Source organism: Streptomyces sp. NPDC004539, from assembly GCF_040610055.1.
Classification (GTDB): Bacteria; Actinomycetota; Actinomycetes; order Streptomycetales; family Streptomycetaceae; genus Streptomyces.
Map to the genome: position 1 here is coordinate 141,758 of NZ_JBEXLS010000025.1, position 20,092 is coordinate 161,849.

At 70.5% G+C, this 20,092-nt stretch carries 18 protein-coding genes; 7 read left to right on the top strand and 11 right to left on the bottom strand.

The genetic code is table 11. From position 1 onward, the window contains the following. The first annotated feature begins 22 nt into the window (after positions 1 to 22). Both ABZX85_RS38395 and ABZX85_RS38400 read left to right on the top strand, forming a co-directional pair. Positions 23 to 1,465: a polysaccharide deacetylase family protein gene (locus ABZX85_RS38395; RefSeq protein WP_355879726.1), complete on the top strand. Its 1,443-nt coding sequence runs from the start codon at positions 23 to 25 to the stop codon at positions 1,463 to 1,465. Between the two features lie 63 nt (positions 1,466 to 1,528). Further along, entirely contained in the window at positions 1,529 to 2,137 is a 609-nt protein-coding gene (locus ABZX85_RS38400; protein ID WP_355879729.1) for a hypothetical protein, read from the top strand. A gap of 261 nt (positions 2,138 to 2,398) precedes the next feature. Here the strand turns inward: ABZX85_RS38400 and ABZX85_RS38405 are convergent, their stop codons facing one another. Both ABZX85_RS38405 and ABZX85_RS38410 read right to left on the bottom strand, forming a co-directional pair. Next, positions 2,399 to 4,612, bottom strand: coding sequence for an FUSC family protein (locus tag ABZX85_RS38405; protein ID WP_355879732.1), 2,214 nt, complete (start codon positions 4,610 to 4,612; stop codon positions 2,399 to 2,401). 40 nt (positions 4,613 to 4,652) lie between these two features. Then, a complete protein-coding gene (locus tag ABZX85_RS38410; protein WP_355879735.1) occupies positions 4,653 to 5,282 on the bottom strand; it encodes an isochorismatase family cysteine hydrolase in 630 nt (209 codons plus the stop codon). 399 nt (positions 5,283 to 5,681) lie between these two features. Between ABZX85_RS38410 and ABZX85_RS38415 the strand changes: the two genes are divergently transcribed. From ABZX85_RS38415 to ABZX85_RS38425, 3 genes are all read left to right on the top strand, one after another. Further along, positions 5,682 to 6,359, top strand: a complete 678-nt coding sequence (locus ABZX85_RS38415; RefSeq protein WP_355879737.1) for a TetR/AcrR family transcriptional regulator — start codon at positions 5,682 to 5,684, stop codon at positions 6,357 to 6,359. Positions 6,360 to 6,502: 143 nt separating this feature from the next. Beyond that, a complete protein-coding gene (locus tag ABZX85_RS38420; RefSeq protein ID WP_355879739.1) occupies positions 6,503 to 7,036 on the top strand; it encodes a DUF4863 family protein in 534 nt (177 codons plus the stop codon). A gap of 412 nt (positions 7,037 to 7,448) precedes the next feature. Next, entirely contained in the window at positions 7,449 to 8,123 is a 675-nt protein-coding gene (locus ABZX85_RS38425) for a response regulator transcription factor (RefSeq protein WP_355879742.1), read from the top strand. 43 nt (positions 8,124 to 8,166) lie between these two features. On the opposite strand, the gene ABZX85_RS38430 is transcribed toward ABZX85_RS38425, so the two are convergent. The 5 genes from ABZX85_RS38430 to ABZX85_RS38450 all read right to left on the bottom strand — a co-directional run bounded on the left by ABZX85_RS38430 (position 8,167) and on the right by ABZX85_RS38450 (position 12,984). Continuing rightward, a complete protein-coding gene (locus tag ABZX85_RS38430) occupies positions 8,167 to 8,520 on the bottom strand; it encodes a hypothetical protein (protein WP_355879745.1) in 354 nt (117 codons plus the stop codon). Between the two features lie 32 nt (positions 8,521 to 8,552). Next, the gene (locus ABZX85_RS38435; RefSeq protein ID WP_355879748.1) at positions 8,553 to 9,002 is read right to left on the bottom strand and encodes a hypothetical protein; all 450 of its coding nucleotides are present in this window, start codon (positions 9,000 to 9,002) and stop codon (positions 8,553 to 8,555) included. A gap of 594 nt (positions 9,003 to 9,596) precedes the next feature. Further along, on the bottom strand, positions 9,597 to 10,640 hold the full coding sequence (locus tag ABZX85_RS38440) for a zinc-dependent alcohol dehydrogenase family protein (protein ID WP_355879750.1): 1,044 nt from the start codon (positions 10,638 to 10,640) through the stop codon (positions 9,597 to 9,599). A gap of 46 nt (positions 10,641 to 10,686) precedes the next feature. Beyond that, positions 10,687 to 11,685: a quinone oxidoreductase gene (locus tag ABZX85_RS38445; protein ID WP_355879753.1), complete on the bottom strand. Its 999-nt coding sequence runs from the start codon at positions 11,683 to 11,685 to the stop codon at positions 10,687 to 10,689. A 51-nt stretch (positions 11,686 to 11,736) separates the two neighbouring features. Then, positions 11,737 to 12,984 (bottom strand): MFS transporter, encoded by a 1,248-nt coding sequence (locus ABZX85_RS38450; RefSeq protein ID WP_355879756.1) that lies wholly within the window; start codon positions 12,982 to 12,984, stop codon positions 11,737 to 11,739. A gap of 135 nt (positions 12,985 to 13,119) precedes the next feature. On the opposite strand from ABZX85_RS38450, the gene ABZX85_RS38455 reads away from it, so the two are divergent. After that, positions 13,120 to 14,025: a helix-turn-helix transcriptional regulator gene (locus ABZX85_RS38455; protein WP_355879759.1), complete on the top strand. Its 906-nt coding sequence runs from the start codon at positions 13,120 to 13,122 to the stop codon at positions 14,023 to 14,025. Here the strand turns inward: ABZX85_RS38455 and ABZX85_RS38460 are convergent. Beyond that, the gene (locus tag ABZX85_RS38460) at positions 14,000 to 14,407 is read right to left on the bottom strand and encodes a hypothetical protein (protein WP_355879762.1); all 408 of its coding nucleotides are present in this window, start codon (positions 14,405 to 14,407) and stop codon (positions 14,000 to 14,002) included. The two genes, ABZX85_RS38455 and ABZX85_RS38460, sit on opposite strands and share 26 nt — an antisense overlap. Before the next feature lie 68 nt (positions 14,408 to 14,475). Next, the gene (locus ABZX85_RS38465; protein WP_355879765.1) at positions 14,476 to 14,841 is read right to left on the bottom strand and encodes a hypothetical protein; all 366 of its coding nucleotides are present in this window, start codon (positions 14,839 to 14,841) and stop codon (positions 14,476 to 14,478) included. Between the two features lie 339 nt (positions 14,842 to 15,180). On the opposite strand from ABZX85_RS38465, the gene ABZX85_RS38470 reads away from it, so the two are divergent. Next, on the top strand, positions 15,181 to 15,726 hold the full coding sequence (locus tag ABZX85_RS38470) for a response regulator transcription factor (RefSeq protein WP_355879768.1): 546 nt from the start codon (positions 15,181 to 15,183) through the stop codon (positions 15,724 to 15,726). A gap of 95 nt (positions 15,727 to 15,821) precedes the next feature. Here the strand turns inward: ABZX85_RS38470 and ABZX85_RS38475 are convergent, their stop codons facing one another. Beyond that, positions 15,822 to 19,550 (bottom strand): WD40 repeat domain-containing protein, encoded by a 3,729-nt coding sequence (locus tag ABZX85_RS38475; protein ID WP_355879771.1) that lies wholly within the window; start codon positions 19,548 to 19,550, stop codon positions 15,822 to 15,824. 332 nt (positions 19,551 to 19,882) lie between these two features. Further along, a partial coding sequence (locus ABZX85_RS38480; protein ID WP_355879774.1) for a hypothetical protein occupies positions 19,883 to 20,092 on the bottom strand: 210 nt, incomplete at its 5' end.

Consider the following 20,092-nt stretch of genomic DNA (forward strand, 5'->3'; position numbering starts at 1 on the left):
CCCTTTAGGGCTCTCTCATCTCATGCGCAAAAGCTCTCTGTTCCCCTCTCTCGTCCTGCTCGGCTCGCTCTCCCTGACGGCGGCCTGCTCGTCCGGGGTGCCCGCGTCCCCCGGCTCGGAGCCCGGGGACGGACCCGCCGGCTCTTCGCCGGCCAACGGTGGTCACACCGTCGATCCAGCGCGGATCAGGGGCTTGGAGATCGTCACCGACAGCAGCGAGCACGGCGCCTGCCGGTATGCCGCGAGCTATCCGGCGGTTCCGGGCGCGGAGCGGATGACCTCCGCGATGCAGAAGGACGTCGAGCAGCGTGTGGACACCTTCCGGACGGGATCGTGCGAGGGCGATGCCGCGGCCGAGGGGAGCGCGGAGCTGAACATCAGCTACGAGTTCCTGGCCGCCTCGGGCGATGTCCTGGGGGTCCGCCTGACCACACGCGACGGCTCGGCCGCCGGGAGCGGGCTGTCCAACAGCACCTACTGGTACGACGGCGAGGACCAGGCGGCACGCACCGCCCTCGACCTCGTCGACGAGGCGTCCCAGGACGACTTCGTCTCCGCCCTCAAGGAGAAACTCAAGAGCCGGGAGGGCGTGGACGCCGCCTCCCTCGACGGAATCCTCGACGATCCCGCGAACCGCACCGCCGTCGTGGACGACATGGTCTTCACCGCCGACGGCGGCCTCACGGCGACCTTCGACCGGGGCGAGGTAGGCGTCCCCGCGGCGGACCAGTACGTCGTCACCTTCCCGAAGACGGCCGTCGCCCCGTGGCTGTCCGACTTCGGCAAGCGCGTCCAGCGGCAGACCGGACGTCCGAGCGGTGGACTCGATCTCGGCGCGACCCACGAACCCGAGCCGTCCGTCCCCGTGGAGACGGCGTCCGAGGACGACACCACGGACTGCGCTCAGGTGACGTGCATCGCGCTGACCTTCGACGACGGGCCCGCGGCCCCGGAGACGGCGACTCTGCTGACGTACCTCGCCCGGTACAAGGCGCGCGCGACCTTCTTCACCGTCGGCCAGAACGTCGCCGCCCACCCCGAGCTGGTGCGCGCGGAGTCGGACGCCGGACACGAGATCGGCAACCACTCCTGGAACCACCCTGACCTCACCGGCCTCACCCCGGACGAGGTCCGCTCCCAGCTGGAGCGCACCAGCACGGCCATCGAGGCGGCCACCGGCAAGGCGCCGACCCTCTTCCGGCCCCCGTACGGCGCGGTGAACGACACCGTGAAGGCGGCCACCACGCTCTCCCCCGTCCTGTGGGACGTCGACACCGAGGACTGGAAGCACCGCGACGCGGCCAAGGTCGCCCGGACCGTCATCGACAAGGCCAAGCCCAACGACGTCGTCCTGATGCACGACATCCACCCGACCTCGGTCGCCGCCGTCCCCGAGATCCTGCGGACCCTGACCGAGCGCGGCTTCCACTTCGTGACGGTCAGCCGTCTGCGCGCGGCGCTGTGACACCGCCTCCCGCTTCCCGGCCGAACCATCGGTCGCCCACACGAGCACTTCCAGGAGAGAACCATGCGTAAGCCCAGGCTTTCCGGTCCGGCGATGGCCTCGGCCGCCTTGCTGTGCACGACAGCGGTGCCGACCCTGGCGGCGGAACCCGTCGCCACGGCGTCCTGCCCGGCGCAGGGCCACATCACCTACACGTTGGTGAAGGCCGCGAGCCCCACCGCCGACCAGGCCGATTCGTACGCCCGCATCACCACGGCGATGAACCAGGCCCTGTCCTTGTACAACTGCCACACGAACATCACCAAGTCGCTGCGGGTGAGTTACGTGCCCAGCGTGCCCACCGCTGAGGGCGGCTACGACGGCGAGATCAACTTCGGCGCGAAGTCCTCCATGCAGAAGGTGACCGCGATGCACGAGACGGCTCACACCCTCGGCGTCGGCACCTACCGGACGTGGCCCAACCGCATGGTGAACGGGGTGTGGAACGGTCCCGCGGCCACGGCCGTGGTCCGGCAGGTGACCGGCGATCCGGCCGCCACCGTCCACGGCGACGCGTGGCACTTCTGGCCGGGAGGACTCAACTACGAGTCCGAGGGCCGGACGGAGACCGACCTGATCAACCACATCACACTGGTCGTCGCACTCCGCAAGGACATGGGAATCACCTCGTGACCCCACCCCGTGGAAGGGGCTCGCGGTCGACCTCGTGACCCGCTCACCGACCGTGTCCCCGCCGAGAGCCGCCATCGGTACGGGATCGAGGCCGACACGGCGACGGGGCTGCCTCTGATCCGCCACGACGTCGGCCCGCCCTGCGCAGATCATGGCTGAACACACCGCATCACGTACGTCGGCGCCGTCAGCCGGCCTCGGCGGTGCAGGGCGTATACGCCGGTCGGGGGAGGGCCGAGGTCCACCGAAAGGCCGGTGGTGTCACAGACCGTCACGGACGGGCAGGTGAAGTGTCCGGGCCAGGGCCTGGACGTTCTCGTCCACCCGGTGCAGGTGCCGCCGGACGCGTCGCATCGGGTCGATGTCTTCGGGACGCGCCCCGCTCCCGGCCTGTTCGGGCCGGGTGGGATCGCCGGGACCGCGCACGAATGGGGTGCCGTCCTCGTCGCCTCGGGCCACATGGCTGATCAGGGTCGCGAGGTTGCGGTCGATGCGCCGGGTCTCCCTCACGAGGTGCGGATCGGCACCACCGTCGAGTCCTGCGGGCATCGGTCCGACGGTGGCAGCCAGGCTGCGGGCGTGGAAGGCCGCTGTCTCCACAAGTCCCAGCACGGCGAGCGCCCTGCGCCGCCGGGACCTCAGCAGGCTGACCTGCGTGGTCTGTGGCTGCGCCGACACACGCAGGCTGTCCAGAGCCTCGTCCAGCGCACGAGCGGAACCCAGCGGGTCTCCGCCGGATTCACCGCGCAACTGGGCCAGCGACTGGGAGAGCACCGCGCGCAGCCGCTCCAGCGCGTCGCACAGCAACTGGTCCGTACGGTCCTGGGTACGCACCGGCATGACCAGCAGGGCGGCGACCAGTCCGCACGCGATGCCGAGCGCGGTCTCCTCGATCCGCACCACCAGCACGCCCGGGGTGAGGGCGTGGAGCAGCGTGTACAGCATGCCGATCATGGTGGTGACGAAGAACGACATCAGCGCGTAGGACGCCGTGATCGCGTAGAACATCCCGAACACGCTCAGGCACGCGAGGCTGAAGGCGAGCCAGGGCGTGCCACTCGTCAGGGCGGCGAGACCGAGCCCGACGACGACACCTGCCACCGTGCCGATCAGGCGCCGGTATCCCCTGACCAGGATCTCGCCGGTGGAGGCCGTGCTGATGAACACCATCCAGCACGTGAACACCGCCCAGTACCAGCGTTGCGGCGACAGCAGTTCCCCGCCGACGATGGCCAGCGCCGAGCCGGTCGCGACCTGGAACGCGGTCCTGGTGGTGGGACGGATTCGAGGGCTCCGCGGCTTCGGCGGGGTGCTCTCGGCCCGGCTGGAGTCCTCCGGGGTCCCGCGGATCTCCGGGGTCTGTGCGTCGGGGGCCACGTGGAGGCCGAGGAGGGCGCAGGTGAGATCCCCGACAGCACGGAAGACGTCCCGCATCGCGGGGGAGGCGTCGGGCAGACGCTCGCCGGCACGGTAGCCGAGCAGTCGGTTGCGCACCTCGTCGTGATCGGGGCCCGTCGGCCGCGGGGAACCGAGGCCGGTTCCGGCGCGCAGAGCGCGCAGTTCCGCGAGCAGTGAGCGCAGGGCCGCCGTGTCGCGGGCGTCCACAGCGGGTCCGGCGGGGCGGGGCGGGGCCAAGTGCCGACTCAGGGTGTCGATGTCGGCGCCGGGCCGCAGAACGCGCAGGACGAGGACGGCCAGCCGTTCCACGGCCGTCTCCGCCTCCACGACGCGGCGTTGGATCGCGGAGGCGGAGCGCTCGTCGAGCGTTCCGGTCCCGAGCTGGGCGTGGATCATCAACGCGCTCGTGTGCATGCGGGCCGCGTGTCGGCGCAGGCTGTCGGCCGCCCGCTCCGCGGACGTCGTCCCCGGTACCGCCTCCACCACGCCGATCAGCGCGTCGAGCAGTTGGGCCAGGCGTAGTTCGAAGGCCCGCCGGAGCCGTCGCAGCGTCCTTTCGGGCGGCGAGCGCAGGATCGTGAACCGCACGAGTGCCGAGCAGGCGAAGGCCACCAGCACCGCCAGGGACAGCTGCGGCAGCTGATCCACGCGTGTCTCGACGAACTGGGTCACGAAGAAGAGCTCGAAGGCGAAGACGCCCAGCGTGGTCGCGCGCCGGCCCAGCCGCCGGATGTAGATGGCGGCGAAGATCAGCAGGACGAACACCACGTCCGCGACGACCCGGTACGGTGCCAGCGCGCTGCCGGCCGCGATCACCGCCAGGGCGACCGGCCCTCCCGTCGCGAGGGTCAGTGCCTGGTCGCGCGGGTGGGGTTCGGTGACCGCGACCGTGCTGACCATCGCGGTGAGGGCACCCGTCACGAGAATCGGCACCGAGGCATCCGAGGCCGTGAGAACGCCGAGCGTCAGCAGCACCGCGCAGACCGCGCTGAGCCCGGACAGCAACCGGGTGAGCCCGGGATCGGATGCCAGGAACCGCTCCCGGGCGTCCGTCGACCACGTTCGTGCGCGCTTCATGTGCCGACTGCCTTCCTGGCCGGACCTGTGTCCAGTGTGCTTACGCGGCCGGCTTGTCGAGTGAGGCCAGGAAGTCGTCGACGGCGAGCACGTTGTGGGACACCATCGTCAGGCCGCGCATCATCGCCTGGTAGGTGACCAGGCCGCCTGGGGCCGCCACCGCGTCAGTGAACGCGGTGACGTGATAGCCGCGCTCCATCGCGGTGCGGGCGGTCGACTCCACGGCCATGATCCCGGAGACCCCGGCGATCGCCAGGTAGTCGACGTTGCGCTGCCGCAGCTGGAATTCGAGGTCGGTGTGGTGGAAGACGTCGAGGCCCTTGTGGGGGGCGAGGACCACGTCGCCGGGCCGGGGAGCGAGTTCCTCGTGGAACTCGGTGTTCCAAGTGCCGGCCGTGAACATCCGCTTGTCGAACATCTGGCGGTGAATCCCGGAGACGTGCCGCCACGTCGTGTAGTCCTCGTCGGTGAACGAGGTCGTCGAGTAGAAGACGGGGATGTCCTGGTGTCGCCGCACTCCGGCGATGAGCCTCTTGAGGCTGTCGATCGTGCCGAGGCGCTCGTACTCCGGGGCGTAGATGGGGTACGCCTTGCCGTCCTTCGAGAAGTTCTCGTTGACGAGGTCGACGAGCAGCAGTCCCACTCGACCGCTTTCGTAGTCGCTGACCATGGCTGTCCTCCGGTGGAGAGATGTGAACGGTGACGGTTCCGCAGCCGCGAGACCATCCATTACAGTCATTGACTGTAATGCAAATGTCCGTCGAGTGCGAACGCCCCCCGGAGGAAGGACTCCCGTTCCCGTGAACCAGCCCAGAGAAACCGCACCGAGGCGGCTGACCCGGCTGCTCTCAGCCGTCGTCTCCGCCCTCGCGACCACGGGTGACGCGGCACCGGAGGACCCAGGACAGGTGACCTTCGACAGCCCCCACCCGGACGGAGCACCGACGCGACGGACCAGGAAATCGGAATCCCCTCACCCTCCCACCCGGGCCGAGGCGAGCGCGGGGGACGCGAAAGAACGGCAGGATAGGAGGCCCGGCTTCGATGAACCGTTGCGAAAGGACCTGGAATGACGAGTGCGGACACCGGCCGGACGAACGGGCACAAGGGCAGGCACGGTGACCGCCCCGCCACGGAGCCGCCCGTGCCGTCCGCGGGGCGCCCCAGAGATCCGGCCATCGAGGAAGCCATAATCGAGGCGACGCGCAAGCGGCTGGCCACCGACGGCTACTCCTCGATGACGATCGGGGACATCGTGACGGACGCCGGAGTCACCCGGCCCACCCTGTACCGGCGCTGGGCGAACAAGTACGACCTCGTCATCGACGCCCTCCGCTACGGCCTGGCCAGGCAGCGTGAGGCGTATCCACCACTGAACCTGGAGCAGCTGGCGCCACGAGACGCGTTCGTCGAGGCGGTGCGGCGCCTCGATCCGCGCTACCGCAACGAGCGCGCCATGGCGCTGCACGGCAACTTCATGGCCGAGACCGAACGGGTCCCCGGCCTGCTGGAGCAGCTGCGCGAACACGGCGTGCAGCCTCGGTGCGAGGAACTCCTGCTGACCCTCGTCCATCTCCAGCAGCGCGGAGCCGTGCGGCAGACGGTGGATCTCGACATGACCGTGAACCTGTGCTTCGGAAGTTACTTCGCCGACTACCTCCGCACCGGCCGGGAAGTGCCCGCGGACTTCGCCGAGCGGGTGGCCGACACCCTCTGGCCGGCCATCGCCGCACACCCGGAAGCGTGAGCTGACGCTCCCGGGCGGCAGGAGCCCGGGAGCCCTGCACACCCTCGTGCGACCATTTCAATACAGACATTGACTGTAATAAAATGATGAGGCATGGTCACCAGGACAAGACGTCACCGGCAACGCGAGAGGACACGGCGACCATGACCGAGGACAACCGGCACGCGCTGATCGAGCGCAGCGTCCCCTTCCTGGACGAGGTCAAGAACCGCACGGCGGGAAGGGAACTTGAGGCATGGCTCAACACCGCCTATGGACCTCGCAGCATGCTGTACCAGGACCTGGCCCGGCTGATCACGATCGGTGTGCTGGACGAGGGCTGGGCCGCCGACGTAGAGGTCGACGGCCCCCGCTACCGGCGCAGCCGCATCGCCGAACCGACCGCGCAGACGCACTACTTCAGCATCACAGCCGTGTACATGGACAGCGTCGAACGTTACCGCGGCCAGTACCACGCACACCCGTACGGCGAACTGAACCTTGTGGTCCCCATAGCCCCCGGAGCCGTATTGAGGGGACCCAACGGCTGGCAGGGGCCGGGGTGGACCGCACCCGCGCCGGGCAGCCATCACTATCCCGAGGTGCGCGGCGGAGCACTCATCGCCCTGTTCTACCTGCCGGCGGGACGCATCTCGTACGACATCACGGGCCCGAGGCAGGGCATGCTCGCGGCGTAGGAAGCCGGGCGCCCGAAGCAGTGGCCCGCCGCTCACCGGATGACGCGCCCCCGTAACCGGTCAGCCCCGCCCGATCGCCGACCGAAGAAGTCGGCCCCGGATCGACTTCGGGGGCGACCTGTCCGGCGGGGTTGTCCGGCGGCGAAGTACGTCTCGCACACGCGGAGTTCGACAGTGTCCCGCCGCGTGGCGCAGACGATCGCGCACCGGCGGGACGGCGGCACACACCGGACGGCAGCGAAGCCGGCATGACGGACCGCCGGCTGCACCGAGACGGGGGACACGGCCCGAAGTCCGACCCGTCGATACGGCTACGACCTGCCGCCCTCCTCGGCGCGCACCCGCTTCCGGCGATCTTCCGTCGCCGTCTCGGTCGAAGCGCGCGTACAAGGACCGGAACCAAGGAGAGAGCATGGGGAATCACTGCCGCCATCCGACGGCCGCGCGAGCGATATCACTGTCCGTGGCGCTGCTGAGCGACCAGGACGACGTGCCGACCAGTCCGGCGGGGATCACGTTCAGACGGGTCGACAAGGCGTTCGACCTCCTCCCGGACGACGATCTCCTCCTGCTTCACGGCGCCGGCATGGCGCGGGAGTTGAAGCGTCTCGTCGGGGAGGCTGAGGCTTCGCTGCCACCCGTGGTGATGATCGCGCCCCGGCTCGACTGGGACGACATCACCCTCGCCCTCGAACTCGGGGCTGTGAGCTACCTGCTGGAAGTCCGGTGCCCCTGGCTGCTGGGGACCGCGCTCGCGTGCGCCCGTCACGGCGTCAGCCTCTACGCTTCGGCGATCGCCGCGGAGCAGGGCAGGCTGGCGTCCGTGGCCCGGGAGCGGCCGGCAGGGACGCACCGCGCACCGGCACCGGGCCCGTTGTCGCGGCTCTCCCCCAGGGAACGGCAGGTGATGGTCCTCGTAGCCGCCGGCCATGGAGTCCGGGAGGTGGCCAGGAAGCTGTTCCTGACCGAGAAGAGCGTGCGGAACTATCTGGACCGCATCTACCGCAAACTCGGTGTCCGGAGCCGGACTGCGGCGATCCTGTGCTGGCTCGGGCATCTGGACCTGCCACCCGCCGACCGGCGGTGACAGTGGTGCGCCCGGGGGTCCGGCAGGACCCCCGGGCCGGACATCAGGTGATGTTCCAGGTGGTGCTGTTGGGTGCGGTGTACGACCTCGTGGCCAGCGTGGACCGCGGACCGCAGTTGTTGCTGTGCCACTCGAAGCGGACGGTGTCACCGGTGTTCACGTGGAAGCCGCCGGTCTGGAAACTGCCGCCCGCGGTGAAGGAGAAGGCGGGGCTGATGCGGCCCCCGCCGGATGATTCCGCCGAGATGTAGACGCAGTTCGCCCCCCTCGGAATGGCCGAAGTGCTGACGTTGATCTGGGTGATGGTCGCGGCAGAGGCAGGCGAGGTCGCCAGCATCACGGCGGATGCTCCCGCCGCCAGAGCGACCGGGACGACACGGCGTGCGCGTACAAGCATGTTCATGATTCCTTTGAGGAGAGTGGAGGTTCTTACCGGCAGGAGGCAGGGTCGCCGTCGGTCCAGCCCGCGTTGGCACAGATGAGCACCCGCGGAGTCCGGACCGAGACCAGGACGCCGGAGAACCCCCCTACGGGGTCAGGCCCGGCATAGGTCAGGCGGTAGGCGACACCGGCGCCGATCCGGGCGCCCTGGCACGCCCTGTCGGTGTACGGGTCGACGGAGACGACGTCCTGCTCCCGCACGATCCAGCGGGTCCGGATGTTGTTGGTGCCGTCGATGGGCGAGCAGAGCGAACCGGTGCCCTGAAGAGTGACCCGGACGCTGTTGGTTCCTCTGGGCAGGCCGACCCCGCCCTGAACCAGGAGGGGGGTGCCTCCGTCGGGCAGTGCGGCGAAGGCGGTTCCGCTGGAGACCATGAGTGTGCCGAGGCCGGCGACACCTGCCAGAAGCAGCGGCAGACGGCGCTTCAGAGATGACACAGATGAGTCCTCTTATTTCGTGCGTGTGGGGGTTTGCGTTGCGGAGTCCAGGATTCCTTCAACGGTCGCGCCCGAAAAAGAGGCAAGTGCCCTCACTCCACAGGCCGTTGACCGGGAGGGGCTTCGATACGGCGTCCGAGGACGAACAGGTGATGGCAAACAAGGCAGGCGGTCGTCGCCAAGCACCGGCAGAGGTACCGAAGGCGTCCGCTTCGGCGCCGTCCCGATTGGCCGACCGGCCGGCGTGCAGCGCGAGACGGAGAGTCTCCTACCGGGACGGGACGGGGGCCCAGGACCAACTGGTGAACGGGCATGGCGCGATCGAGTTCGTCGGCTGGTTACCGCGGTGTGTCCGCGAAACGCGCGGCGGAGACGGCGGTGAGCCCGACCCCCTCCCGCTTCTCGTACCGCCGAGCGCGGTGGGCTGTTCGTGAGTGACGCCGGTGGCAGGTGGCCGCCCGCTCCGCCCGACCGCACGGGCTGCGGTGCGGAGTCCTTCGAGGGCCGGCCCTCGCGTGCTCGAACCGCGCGGTCCTCACGAGATTCGGCTGCCGGGTGGGGCGTGGTTCGTGCCGCGCCCCACCCGCGTCCGGGTCAGGGCTTGATGAGGACTTTGAGGGTCTTGCGGTCGGCCATGTCCTGGTAGCCGGCCGGGACGCCGTCGAGGCCGGTGGTGACGTCGAAGACCCTGCCGGGCTCGATGGTGCCGTCGAGGATGTCGGGCATCAGTTCCTCGATGTAGGCGCGGACCGGGGCCGGTCCGCCGGCGAGGCGAAGGTTGTGGCGGAAGAGGCTGCCGAAGCCGATCGGCGCCTCCTCGTACTGCGGGACGCCGACCCGGCTGATGACACCGCCCGGGCGGACGATCCCGGTGGCCTGTCGGTAGGCGGGCATGTTGCCGACGCACTCCAGGACGACGTGCGTGCCGTGTCCGCCGGTCAGCTCCCGCACCTGGGCGATGCCTTCTTCGCCACGTGCGGAGACGACGTCGGTGGCGCCGAACTCGCGGCCGAGGTCGGTACGGGCCTGATGACGCCCCATGAGGATGATCTGCTCGGCTCCGAGCCGCTTGGCCGACAGCACGGCCAGCAGGCCGACGGCGCCGTCGCCGATCACGGTGACGCGTGTGCGTTCGTTGACACCGCCCGCCACGGCGGCGTGGTGGCCGGTGCCGAGGACGTCCGAGAGGGTCAGCAGCGACGGGACGAGGGCGGAGTCCGGCGCGACGGGGAGCTTGACGAGGGTGCCGTCGGCGAGGGGGACACGGACCGCTTCGGCCTGGCCGCCCTCCTCTGCCTCGCCGTCCCAGAAGTTGGCCTGCGGGTGGGAGCAGGAGGTGTGCAGTCCCTCACGGCAGAACTCGCAGGTGTTGTCGGAGATGGCGAACGGGGCGACGACCAGGTCGCCGCGCTGGACGGTGGTCACCTCCGAGCCTGTGTCCTCGACGACGCCGATGAACTCGTGGCCCATCCGGGCGGGGCCGTCCTCGGCCTTGTGCGAGGCGTAGGGCCACAGGTCGCTGCCGCAGACGCAGGACGCGGTGATCCTCACCAGCGCGTCGGTGGGCAGCTTGATGACGGAGTCCGGGACGTTCTCGACGCGGACATCGCCGGAGCCGTACAGGAGTGTTGCGCGCATGAGTGATGTTCCTTTTCCTGCTGCTGTGTGCTGAAGGTGGTGTGGATCAGTTGCCGGTCGAGAGCAGGACCTTGCCGATGGTCCTGCGGTCTTCCAGCAGACGGTGCGCCTCGGCGGCGTCGGCCAGGGGAAATACGCGGGAGACGTGCGGCTTCAGCCAGCCGTTCTTGATGCCCTCGATCACCGCGTCGGCGCGGGTCAGCATCTCTTCCCGAGTTTGCATGAAGTGCCACAGGTCGCCGCCGGAAAGCGTCAGGGAGCGTCTCATCAGCATGTTGGGGGAGATCGGATCGGCGGGGCCGCCGGCCGCGCCGAAGACCACGATGTGCCCGCGCAGGGCAGCCGCACGAAGGTTCCCCGCGAAGGTGCTCGCCGCGACGCCGTCGACGATGAGATCGGCGCCGTGCCCGTCCGTGAGACGCAGGGTCTCTTCGGCGAAGTCCTGTTCGGTGTAGAGAATGACGTCGTGGGCGCCGGCCCGGCGTACCGTTTCCGCCTTCTCCTCGGTGGAAACCGTCCCGATGACTCGCGCGCCCAGGTGGCGGGCCCACTGCACGAGGAGCAGCCCCACCCCGCCCGCGGCGGCGTGGACGAGGACCACGTCCCCTTCTGACGGCTTGCGGTACTCGTGGATCAGGTAGTGGGCGGTCATACCCTGAAGCGGGAACGCGGCCCCCTCCTCGAAGGACATGCCGTCAGGCAGAGGGATCAGGCTGTCGGCCGGAACGACGGCGGCTTCGGCGTAAGCACCCTGCTGCTGGGCGTAGGCGACGCGGTCGCCCGGCCGCACGTCGCTCACGCCGGGTCCGACCGCCTCCACCGTGCCGGCGCCCTCCAGGCCCGGTGTGAAGGGCAGCGGCATGGGGCGCAGGCCGCGGCGCATGTACGTGTCCACGAAATTGACCCCTGCCGCGGCAAGCCGCACCAGGACTTCGCCGTGGCCGGGAGCCTTGAGGCGGACCTCTTCCAAGGCGAGAACCTCCGGCCCGTCATGGGTCCTGACGACTGTCGCGCGGACGTTCGTCGTCTGGAGAAAGTCAGTCATCGTCCTTGTCCCACCTGATTTCGTCCCGAGTAAGAGGTATTCATCGGTCTACTAATCTTTATGGCTTTTCTGGATTTCCGCTGTTCGGCTCTGGAGAAGCGCGAGGGCGGTGGTGGGGATCAGGGTGAGGGCGGCGATGCCGGTGCCGACCACGGTCGGGCCGGTGACACCGGTGCTTTCCAGGGTGAGGCCGGCGATCCAGGAGCCGATGGCGGTGCCGAGGTTGAACGCCGAGACGGTCAGGGCGGAGGCCAGGACGGGTGCCTGGCCGGCGTAGCGGACGGCCAGGGCCATCAGGACCGGGTTGGCGCCGAGGCCGAAGAAGCCCAGCAGGGTGACCAGGACGATGACGGCGGGGGCGGAGCCGGCCAGCAGGGCGATCGCCAGCAGCAGGAGGGTCGCACCCACAGCGGCGACGATGGTCACCGTGTGAGGGCGGCGATCCCCCAGACGGCCTCCGACGAGTGAGCCGGCGAGGGCGCCGAGGCCGAAGCCCGCCAGGACCAGCGGCACGATCCCGGACGGGATGCCCGACCGATCGGTCAGCAGCGGCGCGATGTAGGAGTACGCCGCCAGCACACCGCCGGTCGTACTGGCGCAGGCCGCCAGTACCAGCCACAGGCGCCCGGAGCGCAGAGCGGTCAGTTCCGAGCGGATCGACACCGTCTCCTGGCTTTCGCCGTCGTGGGGGACGGTGCGGGCGATGAGCGCGATGGATGCCGTGGCCAGGGCGGCGAGGGCCCAGAACGGTCCGCGCCAGCTCATGAGCTGTCCGGCGAAGGCGCCCAGCGGCACGCCGACGACGTTGGCGAGCATGGCGCCCGCGCCGACCAGGCCGAGGGCGCGGGAACTGGCGGCGGGGCCCGCCGCGCGTGCGGCGGCCACGTTGGCCACCGCCCAGAAGGCACCGGTGGCGATCGCGGTCAGGAACCTTGCCGCGAGGACCAGGGTGAAGTTCGAGCTGAGAGCGACGATCATGTGCCCGACGGCGAAGACGCCCAGGGCGAGCATCAGGGTCAGCCGCTTGGGCAGCCGCAGGGTGAGCATGGCCATCAGCGGCGCTCCGACGATCATCCCGACCGCGAAGACGGTGATCATCAGCCCGCTCTGGGCGATGCTGACCCGCAGGTCGCCCGCGATCTCGGGGAGCAGGCCGGCCACGACGAACTCGGTGGTGCCCATCAGGAACGTGCCCAGCGCGAGCACATGGACGACGAGCGGAAGCCGGGCCGGAGCCGACCGCGCCCCGCCGGTCTGCACGTTGTCGCGGGCCTGGAGGGTTCCTCCTCGCGTACTCAAGGTTCATCTCCGTGAGGGTTGTGATCGGTGTACGTCTCCCAGAGAACCGGCCGCCCCGAGTTGGAGGAAGGTCGCGTTTATAGGGGGTACAAACTCGACCTCCCTCTCCGCGCACCGGTGGCTACGGTGGAACGCATGGACGACCGAAGTGACCACCGCACCGAGATCCGGGACTTTCTCGCCAGCCGCCGCGCGAAGATCACCCCGGAGCAGGCAGGGCTGCCCACCAGTGCCCGGCGCCGGGTCCCGGGGCTGCGGCGCGAAGAGGTCGCCGTACTCGCCGGTGTGAGCACCGAGTGGTACACCCGCCTGGAGAAGGGCCACATCAGCGGTGTCTCCGAGGATGTCCTCGCCGCGGTCGCCCAGGCCCTGCAACTGGACGAGGACGAGCGCACCTACCTGTTCGACCTGGCCCGCGCAGCCCGTCCCGCCCGCCGCACCCCGTCCCGCCGCCGCGACGTCGACGTCCCGCCCCGTATCCGGTGGCTGCTCGACTCGATCACGATGTCCGCCGCGTTCGTGCGCGACGGCCGCCTGGACGTCATCGCCCACAACGCGCTCGGCCGGGCCCTGCACGCGCCCATGTTCACCAGCCCCACCACCGACGGACGCGGCCGTCCCAACTTCGCCCGCTACCACTTCCTCGACCCCGGCTCACAGGACTTCTTCGTCGACTGGGAGGCCGGCGCCGCCGCCACCGTCGCCCTGCTGCGTGCCGAGGCCGGACGCGAACCGCACGATCGCGCCCTGCGCGAACTGATCGGCGAGCTGTCCACCCTCAGCGCCGACTTCCGCACCATGTGGGCCGCGCACGACGTCCGCATCCGCCACGACGGCACCAAACGGCTGCAACACCCCGAGGTCGGCCTCCTGGAACTGACCTACCAGTCCGTACAACTGCCCATGTCACAGCGAGCCGTGCACGACCTGAGCCTCTACACCGCCGAACCCGGCAGCACCTCCGAAGACCACCTCAAACTCCTCGCCAGCCTGACAGCCACCCCCGCCCGAACGATCAGAGCCACCGACCGGCCGCGCTGAACGGTCTGTCCAAGGCGCCGCGGGGTTCCACCGCCTCGCGGCCAGACCGCCGAAGGCTCCGAGATGCCCGGATCTCACGGACCGCGGGGTCGCCGAGTTCACGTCGGCGGCCGATGGTCACCGTGAGCGGGCCGACGTGCTTGACGAGGTGGTCGTCGCCCAGGACCAGCCCACCGACGCGCTCACCGGGTGAGCCGGCGGCGTCCGGCACCAGGACCGTCACGCGGTGTCCCGTCCGGTGGCCGTGGACACCGGACAGATCGCGGTCGAGGGCGACGACGTACGCCCCCGCGCCAGGATCGATCGCGGTGCCGAGACCGAGGCTGCGGGCCGGAGCCGTCGGCGTCGAGACGGCGGAAGAGTCGCACGAGGTCCGCCACACCGTTGGGCGGGCCCCGGTCCACCGCGCTCGACGACCGGGGCACCACGGCGCGGGGACCGTCACAAGGGTCAGCTCATGTCGACCCAGAGGTTGTCGGCGCTGGTCGCGTTCGGCACGGTGAGGTCTCGGGTCGCAAGAACTCCGTTGGTGCAGTTGCCCGTGGTGAAGGTGATGAGCTTCACGTTCTTGCCCAGTTGGAGATCCTGATGGGCGTCCTTCCAGCCCGTGCCCTGGCCGAGCGTCCGACAGGTCGTGAAGGGTTCGTCGAACGGGTTGGTGGTGGTGCTGACGAAGACCGATCGGGCGTTGGTCTTGACCATGAGGTGGACGAGGCCGTGAGTGGCAGCCGACGCGGGCGCCACGGCCCCGCCGAGCGCGAGCCCGGCCACGGCCAGGACACTGAGGGCGGGCAGCGCGATACGGAGCTTGGGCATGGGCATTCTCCCGATGTGAGCAGTGTGGGTTCTCCGGCGCGGGAAACGGACATGACCTCGCTTCGCGTCATCCATGCGCGAGGCCGCAGAGCTGGGGCACAGATGCTGGCCGTTCAGGTCCGTCACGGCGGATGAGGCGAGCTTCGCACGGAGATCACCGAGAAAGAACATGTATTCCCCTCTTGAGGTCAATTGCCTCTCACCCGGATGACCCCAACGGGGCTGCGCCTCTCGCCTTTGTCCACGGTGGCCAGATGGGCTTCGTAGACAAACATGTGCTGGTCAGACTTGGTGCGAGGGGGTTCGACACATAGACCGCCCAGCGAGAGGGCACCAGGCATGAACAACGAACCGTGTGTACCCGACCGTCTCTGCGTCCTGGTGAGCCGGGGCCCGGACCGTACCCCCGCCGCGCTCGGCACGGCGCTGCGTTTCCTGGGCTTCGACGCTCACGCGGTGCACACGGCCGAGGAGACGCTCCGCGAGGTGCATGACCGGGACCCGGACGTCGTACTGCTGGACACGGACCTGCCCGACCTGAGTGGGGTCGAGGTCTGCCGGCGGCTCCGGGCGGCCGGGGTGGACACCCCGGTGATCTTCCTCAGCTCCCGCGGCTCCGCCGAGGACACGTGCCACGCGCTGGCGACGGGCGGAGACGACTACGTCACCGAGCCGTTCGATCCGAGCGTGGTGAGCGCGCGGATACGGGCGGTGCTCCGGCGTTCGCGCCGAGGAGAACCGGACGCCCACCGGCACGGGGTGGCCGGGGCCTGGTTGGACCCGCACTCCCGTGACGTGTCACTGAACGGCCCTGCCGTGGCGCTCGCGAGCGAGTTCGCGCTGCTGAAGCGCCTCATGCGCGACAGGGGATCGGCCGGCGGGTGACGCATGACACGAGGCCGCGGCCCCAGAAGCGCGAGCCGCTCCGGTCCTCACGCCGGTCGCCTGCGGCGCCGCGGAGCCTGCCCTGGGAGAACGCGTCAGGGGCGGTCCCCGCACACTCCGCGGTACGGAGCGTCGGGGGCGTACGTCCGCCACTGGTCCCTCGTCAGGTCCGCGTCCGCCGTGCGGGCGCAGATGCGGGCGAGCGCGTGGGCGGGGTCGATGTCGTAGCGCTGGAGGGGCACGTGGGCACCGGACGCGTAGAGGGTGGTGTTGTCGGGCGCGAAGGCGAGAGAGGTGATGGCCTCGCCGGGAGTGGGCAGAGGACCGCCGAGGGGTTGCCGGGTGGCGATGTCCCAGAGCTGGAGGGTGCCCGCGTCGCTGCCGACGGCGAGGGTCGTGCCGTCCGGGCTGAAGGCGAGGGCGTCGATCTGCTCGGAGTCGTCCCCGAGAGCGGTGGGGAACTCGTTGCGCAGCACTCCGGCGCGCTGCCGGGCGTCCCCGTCCCACAGGTAGACCCGGCCGCCCTGGTCTCCGACCGCCAGCCGGGAGCCGTCCGGGGCGAAGGCCGAGGCGGCCACTCCGACGGCCAGGGTGAGGTCGGGGGCGCCCACCGTGCCGGAGGGCAGGCGTACGGTGCGGGCGTCGCTGGCGAGCAGCCGCCCGTCGGGGCGCAGCGCCAGATGGGTGCCGTCGGCCGCTGGGAACACCGAGGTCCGTCGGCGGCGTCCGATATCCCATGCCTCGCTGCGGGGGTTGCCGACGCGGGGGGCGCGGACGGCGTAGAGGGTGTGGCCGCCGGGGCCGAGGGCCAGACCGGTCACGGCACCGGCCGGGGCCGGCGCCGTCAGGTCGAGGAAGGTCCGCACACGGTCATGGGCACGGTCCCATACGGTGACGCGCTGGGCTGCGGCGTCACGGCCCGGCACCGCGACCCCGTACGCCAGGGCGGAGCCGTCGGAGCTGAACGCCAGCAGAGGCATGGTCTCGGACGGGCCGGGCGGGGCGGCGGGGTCGAGGCCGACGGGGAGCGGCGGGGCCGGCAGCGTACGGGCGGAGCCGTCGTGGGTGTCGCGGAGTCGGACACGGTAGGCGGTGCCGGTGTGTTCAGCGGTCGCGAGAGTGCGGCCGTCAGGGCTGAGGAGGGCTGTGTCGAGGGGACGGGCCAGCCAGGCGGGGGTGGTGGCCGCGGTGAGGTCGAGGGTGTGCACCGTGCCGCCCTCGATGTAGCGCAGCCGGGGGGTGTGGGAGTCCCAGGCGAGACGGTCGTAGACGAACTGGTCGTTCAGCGAGTGCCGGAAGACCGGTGCGGAGGGCCGCGAGAGCCGCCACACCTTGATCTCGTTGGGGTCGAGCGTCGCGAGGAAGGCACCGTCCGCGCTGAGGGCGGCGTCCTGCGTGCCAGGGGCGGTGAGCCGGGCGATCTCGCGGCCGGTGACGACGTCCCAGACACGGACTCCGTCACCGCGAACCGCGGAGAACCGGCTGCCGCCGAACCCGAACTCCGCGTGGGTGTCGTCGCACGCTCCGGCCGCCTTCTGCCAGTCGCCGGGCAGGGCGCGGTGCCGGGCGACGTCGTAGATCTCCGGGGCCTGGCCGTTCGGGCAGACGGCGAGGGTCCGGCCGTCCGCGGCGAGTGCGGTGTCCGCCTGGGAGATTACCCGGATCGCGAACGGCTGACGGCCGTCGGTGACCGACCGCAGCCGTATCCAGCCGTTGCTGACGTCGTCCTGTACGAGGACCCCGCCGGCCACGGCGTCGACGGTGGTGGCTGCTGGCAGGACCGGGCCGGTCCACTTCCCGGTGGCGAGGTCCCACAGCCGGGTGCGGCCGTCGGCCGCCTGGACGACGAGCAGTCCGCCGTCCGGCGCGGCCGAGAGTACCTGTCCGTCCGGCAGCCGGCCGGACGCGGTGTGCGTGCCGTCGGCCACGTCCCAGGTGTGCCAGGTGCCGCCGTGGATGCTGAGGAGGGTACGGCCGGAGTCGGTCAGGAGGCGTGCGGTGTCGTCCCCTGGTGCCGGGTCGGTGAAGGTGTCCGTCTCAGGCTGGGTGAGAGAGCCGATCAGGGCCCGGCGGGTCTCGGGCAGCCGGGCGAGACGCCAGGCGGCGACGCCGAGGAGTTGGGCCGTGCGCGGGTCGGTGGTGCGCAGGGAGTCGGCGGCCTCGGCGATCCGCCGGGCCGCGTCGTCGGTGCGCCGCTTCTCGTTGTCGTGGTGCTGCTGCCAGGCCAGGAGACCGGCGGCCAGCGCCACCGCCAGCACCGCCGACAGAGTGGACAGGAGTATCCGCGCCCGGCGAGCGCCGCGCACGGCGGCCTGGTGTTCAGCCTCCCGGTGCGCTACGGCGGCGGCCAGGAAGGCCCGCTCGGTGGCGGTCAGCGCGAGGTCGTCGGCGTGGTGAGGGAACATCTCCTGGGCGCGCGCGAGGCGGGTACCCTGGTACAGGGTTCCGGGGTCACGGTCGTGCTCCAGCCAGACGCGGGCGTCCTCGGTCAGTGCGCGGTGGTGGCGCAGCCGTTCCCTGTCCTCCTCGATCCAGTCCCGCAGCCGGGGCCAGCAACTGATCAGCGCCTCGTGCGCCAGGTGGACGCCGTCCTCGTCGCCGGTGAGCAGACGGGCGCGGGTCAGAGTCTCCACCGCGACGCCCACGCCGGAGTCGGTCCACGCGTCGAGTTCGGCTCTCGGCAGGGGCCGCCGAGTGTCCGGGGTGCCCTGTCCGGGTTCCACCATGCGCAGCAGCAACTGCCGTGCGGCGCGCGCCTGTTCGGGGTTCAGTGCGCCGTACGCAGTCTCCGCGGTGGCGGCGATCGCGCCCCGTACCCCGCCGGTCGTCTCGTACGCGGCGAGGCTGAGCATGCGGCTGCGGCGCCGACGCCAGGTCTCCAGGAGGGCGTGGGAGAGCATCGGCAGGCCGCCGGGCTCGTCGAGGACCTCGTCGACGATCCGCGCGGTCAGTTCCCGTTCGACGATCAGTCCGGCCGCCTGTGCCGGTTTGACGACCACGTCCCGCAGTTCGTCGGCGGTCATCGGCCCGACCAGCAGTCCGGCGCCGCGAAGTGCCTCAGCCAGTTCCCGGTGCTCCGCGCACCGTCCGTAGAAGTCAGCGCGCAGCGCGATCAGGACCCGCAGCCGGCTGCCCGGATCACGTGCGGTCAGCAGCAGGTCGATGAACCGGTCCCGCTCCAGCCGGTCCCGGCACAGCGTGAACACCTCTTCGAACTGGTCCACCACCACCCAGCTCTCCGGCTCCCCCTCCCCCGGCGCGAGCAGATGCCCGTACGACGCGACGGGCCGCGCGCCCGGGGTCAGCACCCGCAGGACGGCGGGCTGTTCACGACGTGCGATCTCGGCCCGCAGCCGGGGCACGAGTCCGGCCCGCAGCAGGGACGACTTACCGCTCCCCGATGCCCCGAACACCACCGCGAAGCGCCGTTCGCACACCAGGGACCCGACGTCCTCGATCAGCCGGTCCCGCCCGAAGAAGACATCCCGGTCTCCCGGCTCGTACCGCGCGAGTCCCCGGTACGGCGGCGCCACGTCGGGTTCGTCCCGCGCCTGTCCGACGACCTCGGCCTCGGCCGCCTTCCACCGTGGCTCCCACTCCCCCGGCTCGCCCCCGCACGCCCGCACGTATCCCTGGAGGACATCGAGCGACGGCAGCTTCTTCCCCGCCGCCGCCTGCGCCAGCGCCGCCACCGAGAAGTGGGCCTGACTCGCCATCTGGCGGTAGGTGGGCCGGCCGGCCGCCTCCCGAAGCTCCCGTAGCTCCTGCGCGAGGCGCTGCACGGGGCCCGCGGCCGGGTCCAACGGTCTTTCCGGACGCCCCATGACCACCTGCTTCGCTGACTTGCGCGGAACGCGCACGGATTCGTCCAGACATCAGGACATCGGAGGAGCACCCTACGTTTCACACCGGCCCGTCGTCATTCGTTCCTCTCGTCATGTGGTCATGCCGACATCGGACGACGTACGCGACCGTGCCCGGGCGGGACCGGGGCACTTTTCGAGGGGGCGGCGAAGAAGCCCGGCAGATCTCCCGGTCGGCAGAGTGCGTGAAACCCCCGGTCGTCGGGGTCTCGGCACACGAAGCAGGCTCTCGACGGTCACCCTGGTGGAACACCGGGATCGTCGAGAGCCGCTTCCGTGTCAGGTCGTCCGGCTCAGCCGGAGGTGGTGTCGCCCGAGCTGACGCCGTGGTCTCGGACGTTGAGCCAGTTGAACGGGGTGAGGTGTTCGGTGCTGCCGTGGTAGGTGCTGGTGCTGTTGAACAGGGTGCGGTTGGCGGCCGGCTTCTCTCCGGGGCAGTGCTGCTCGATCTCCGCGTTGCTCAGGGTCCGGTAGTGGAGCAGGACGTATCCGCGGCTGGGGTC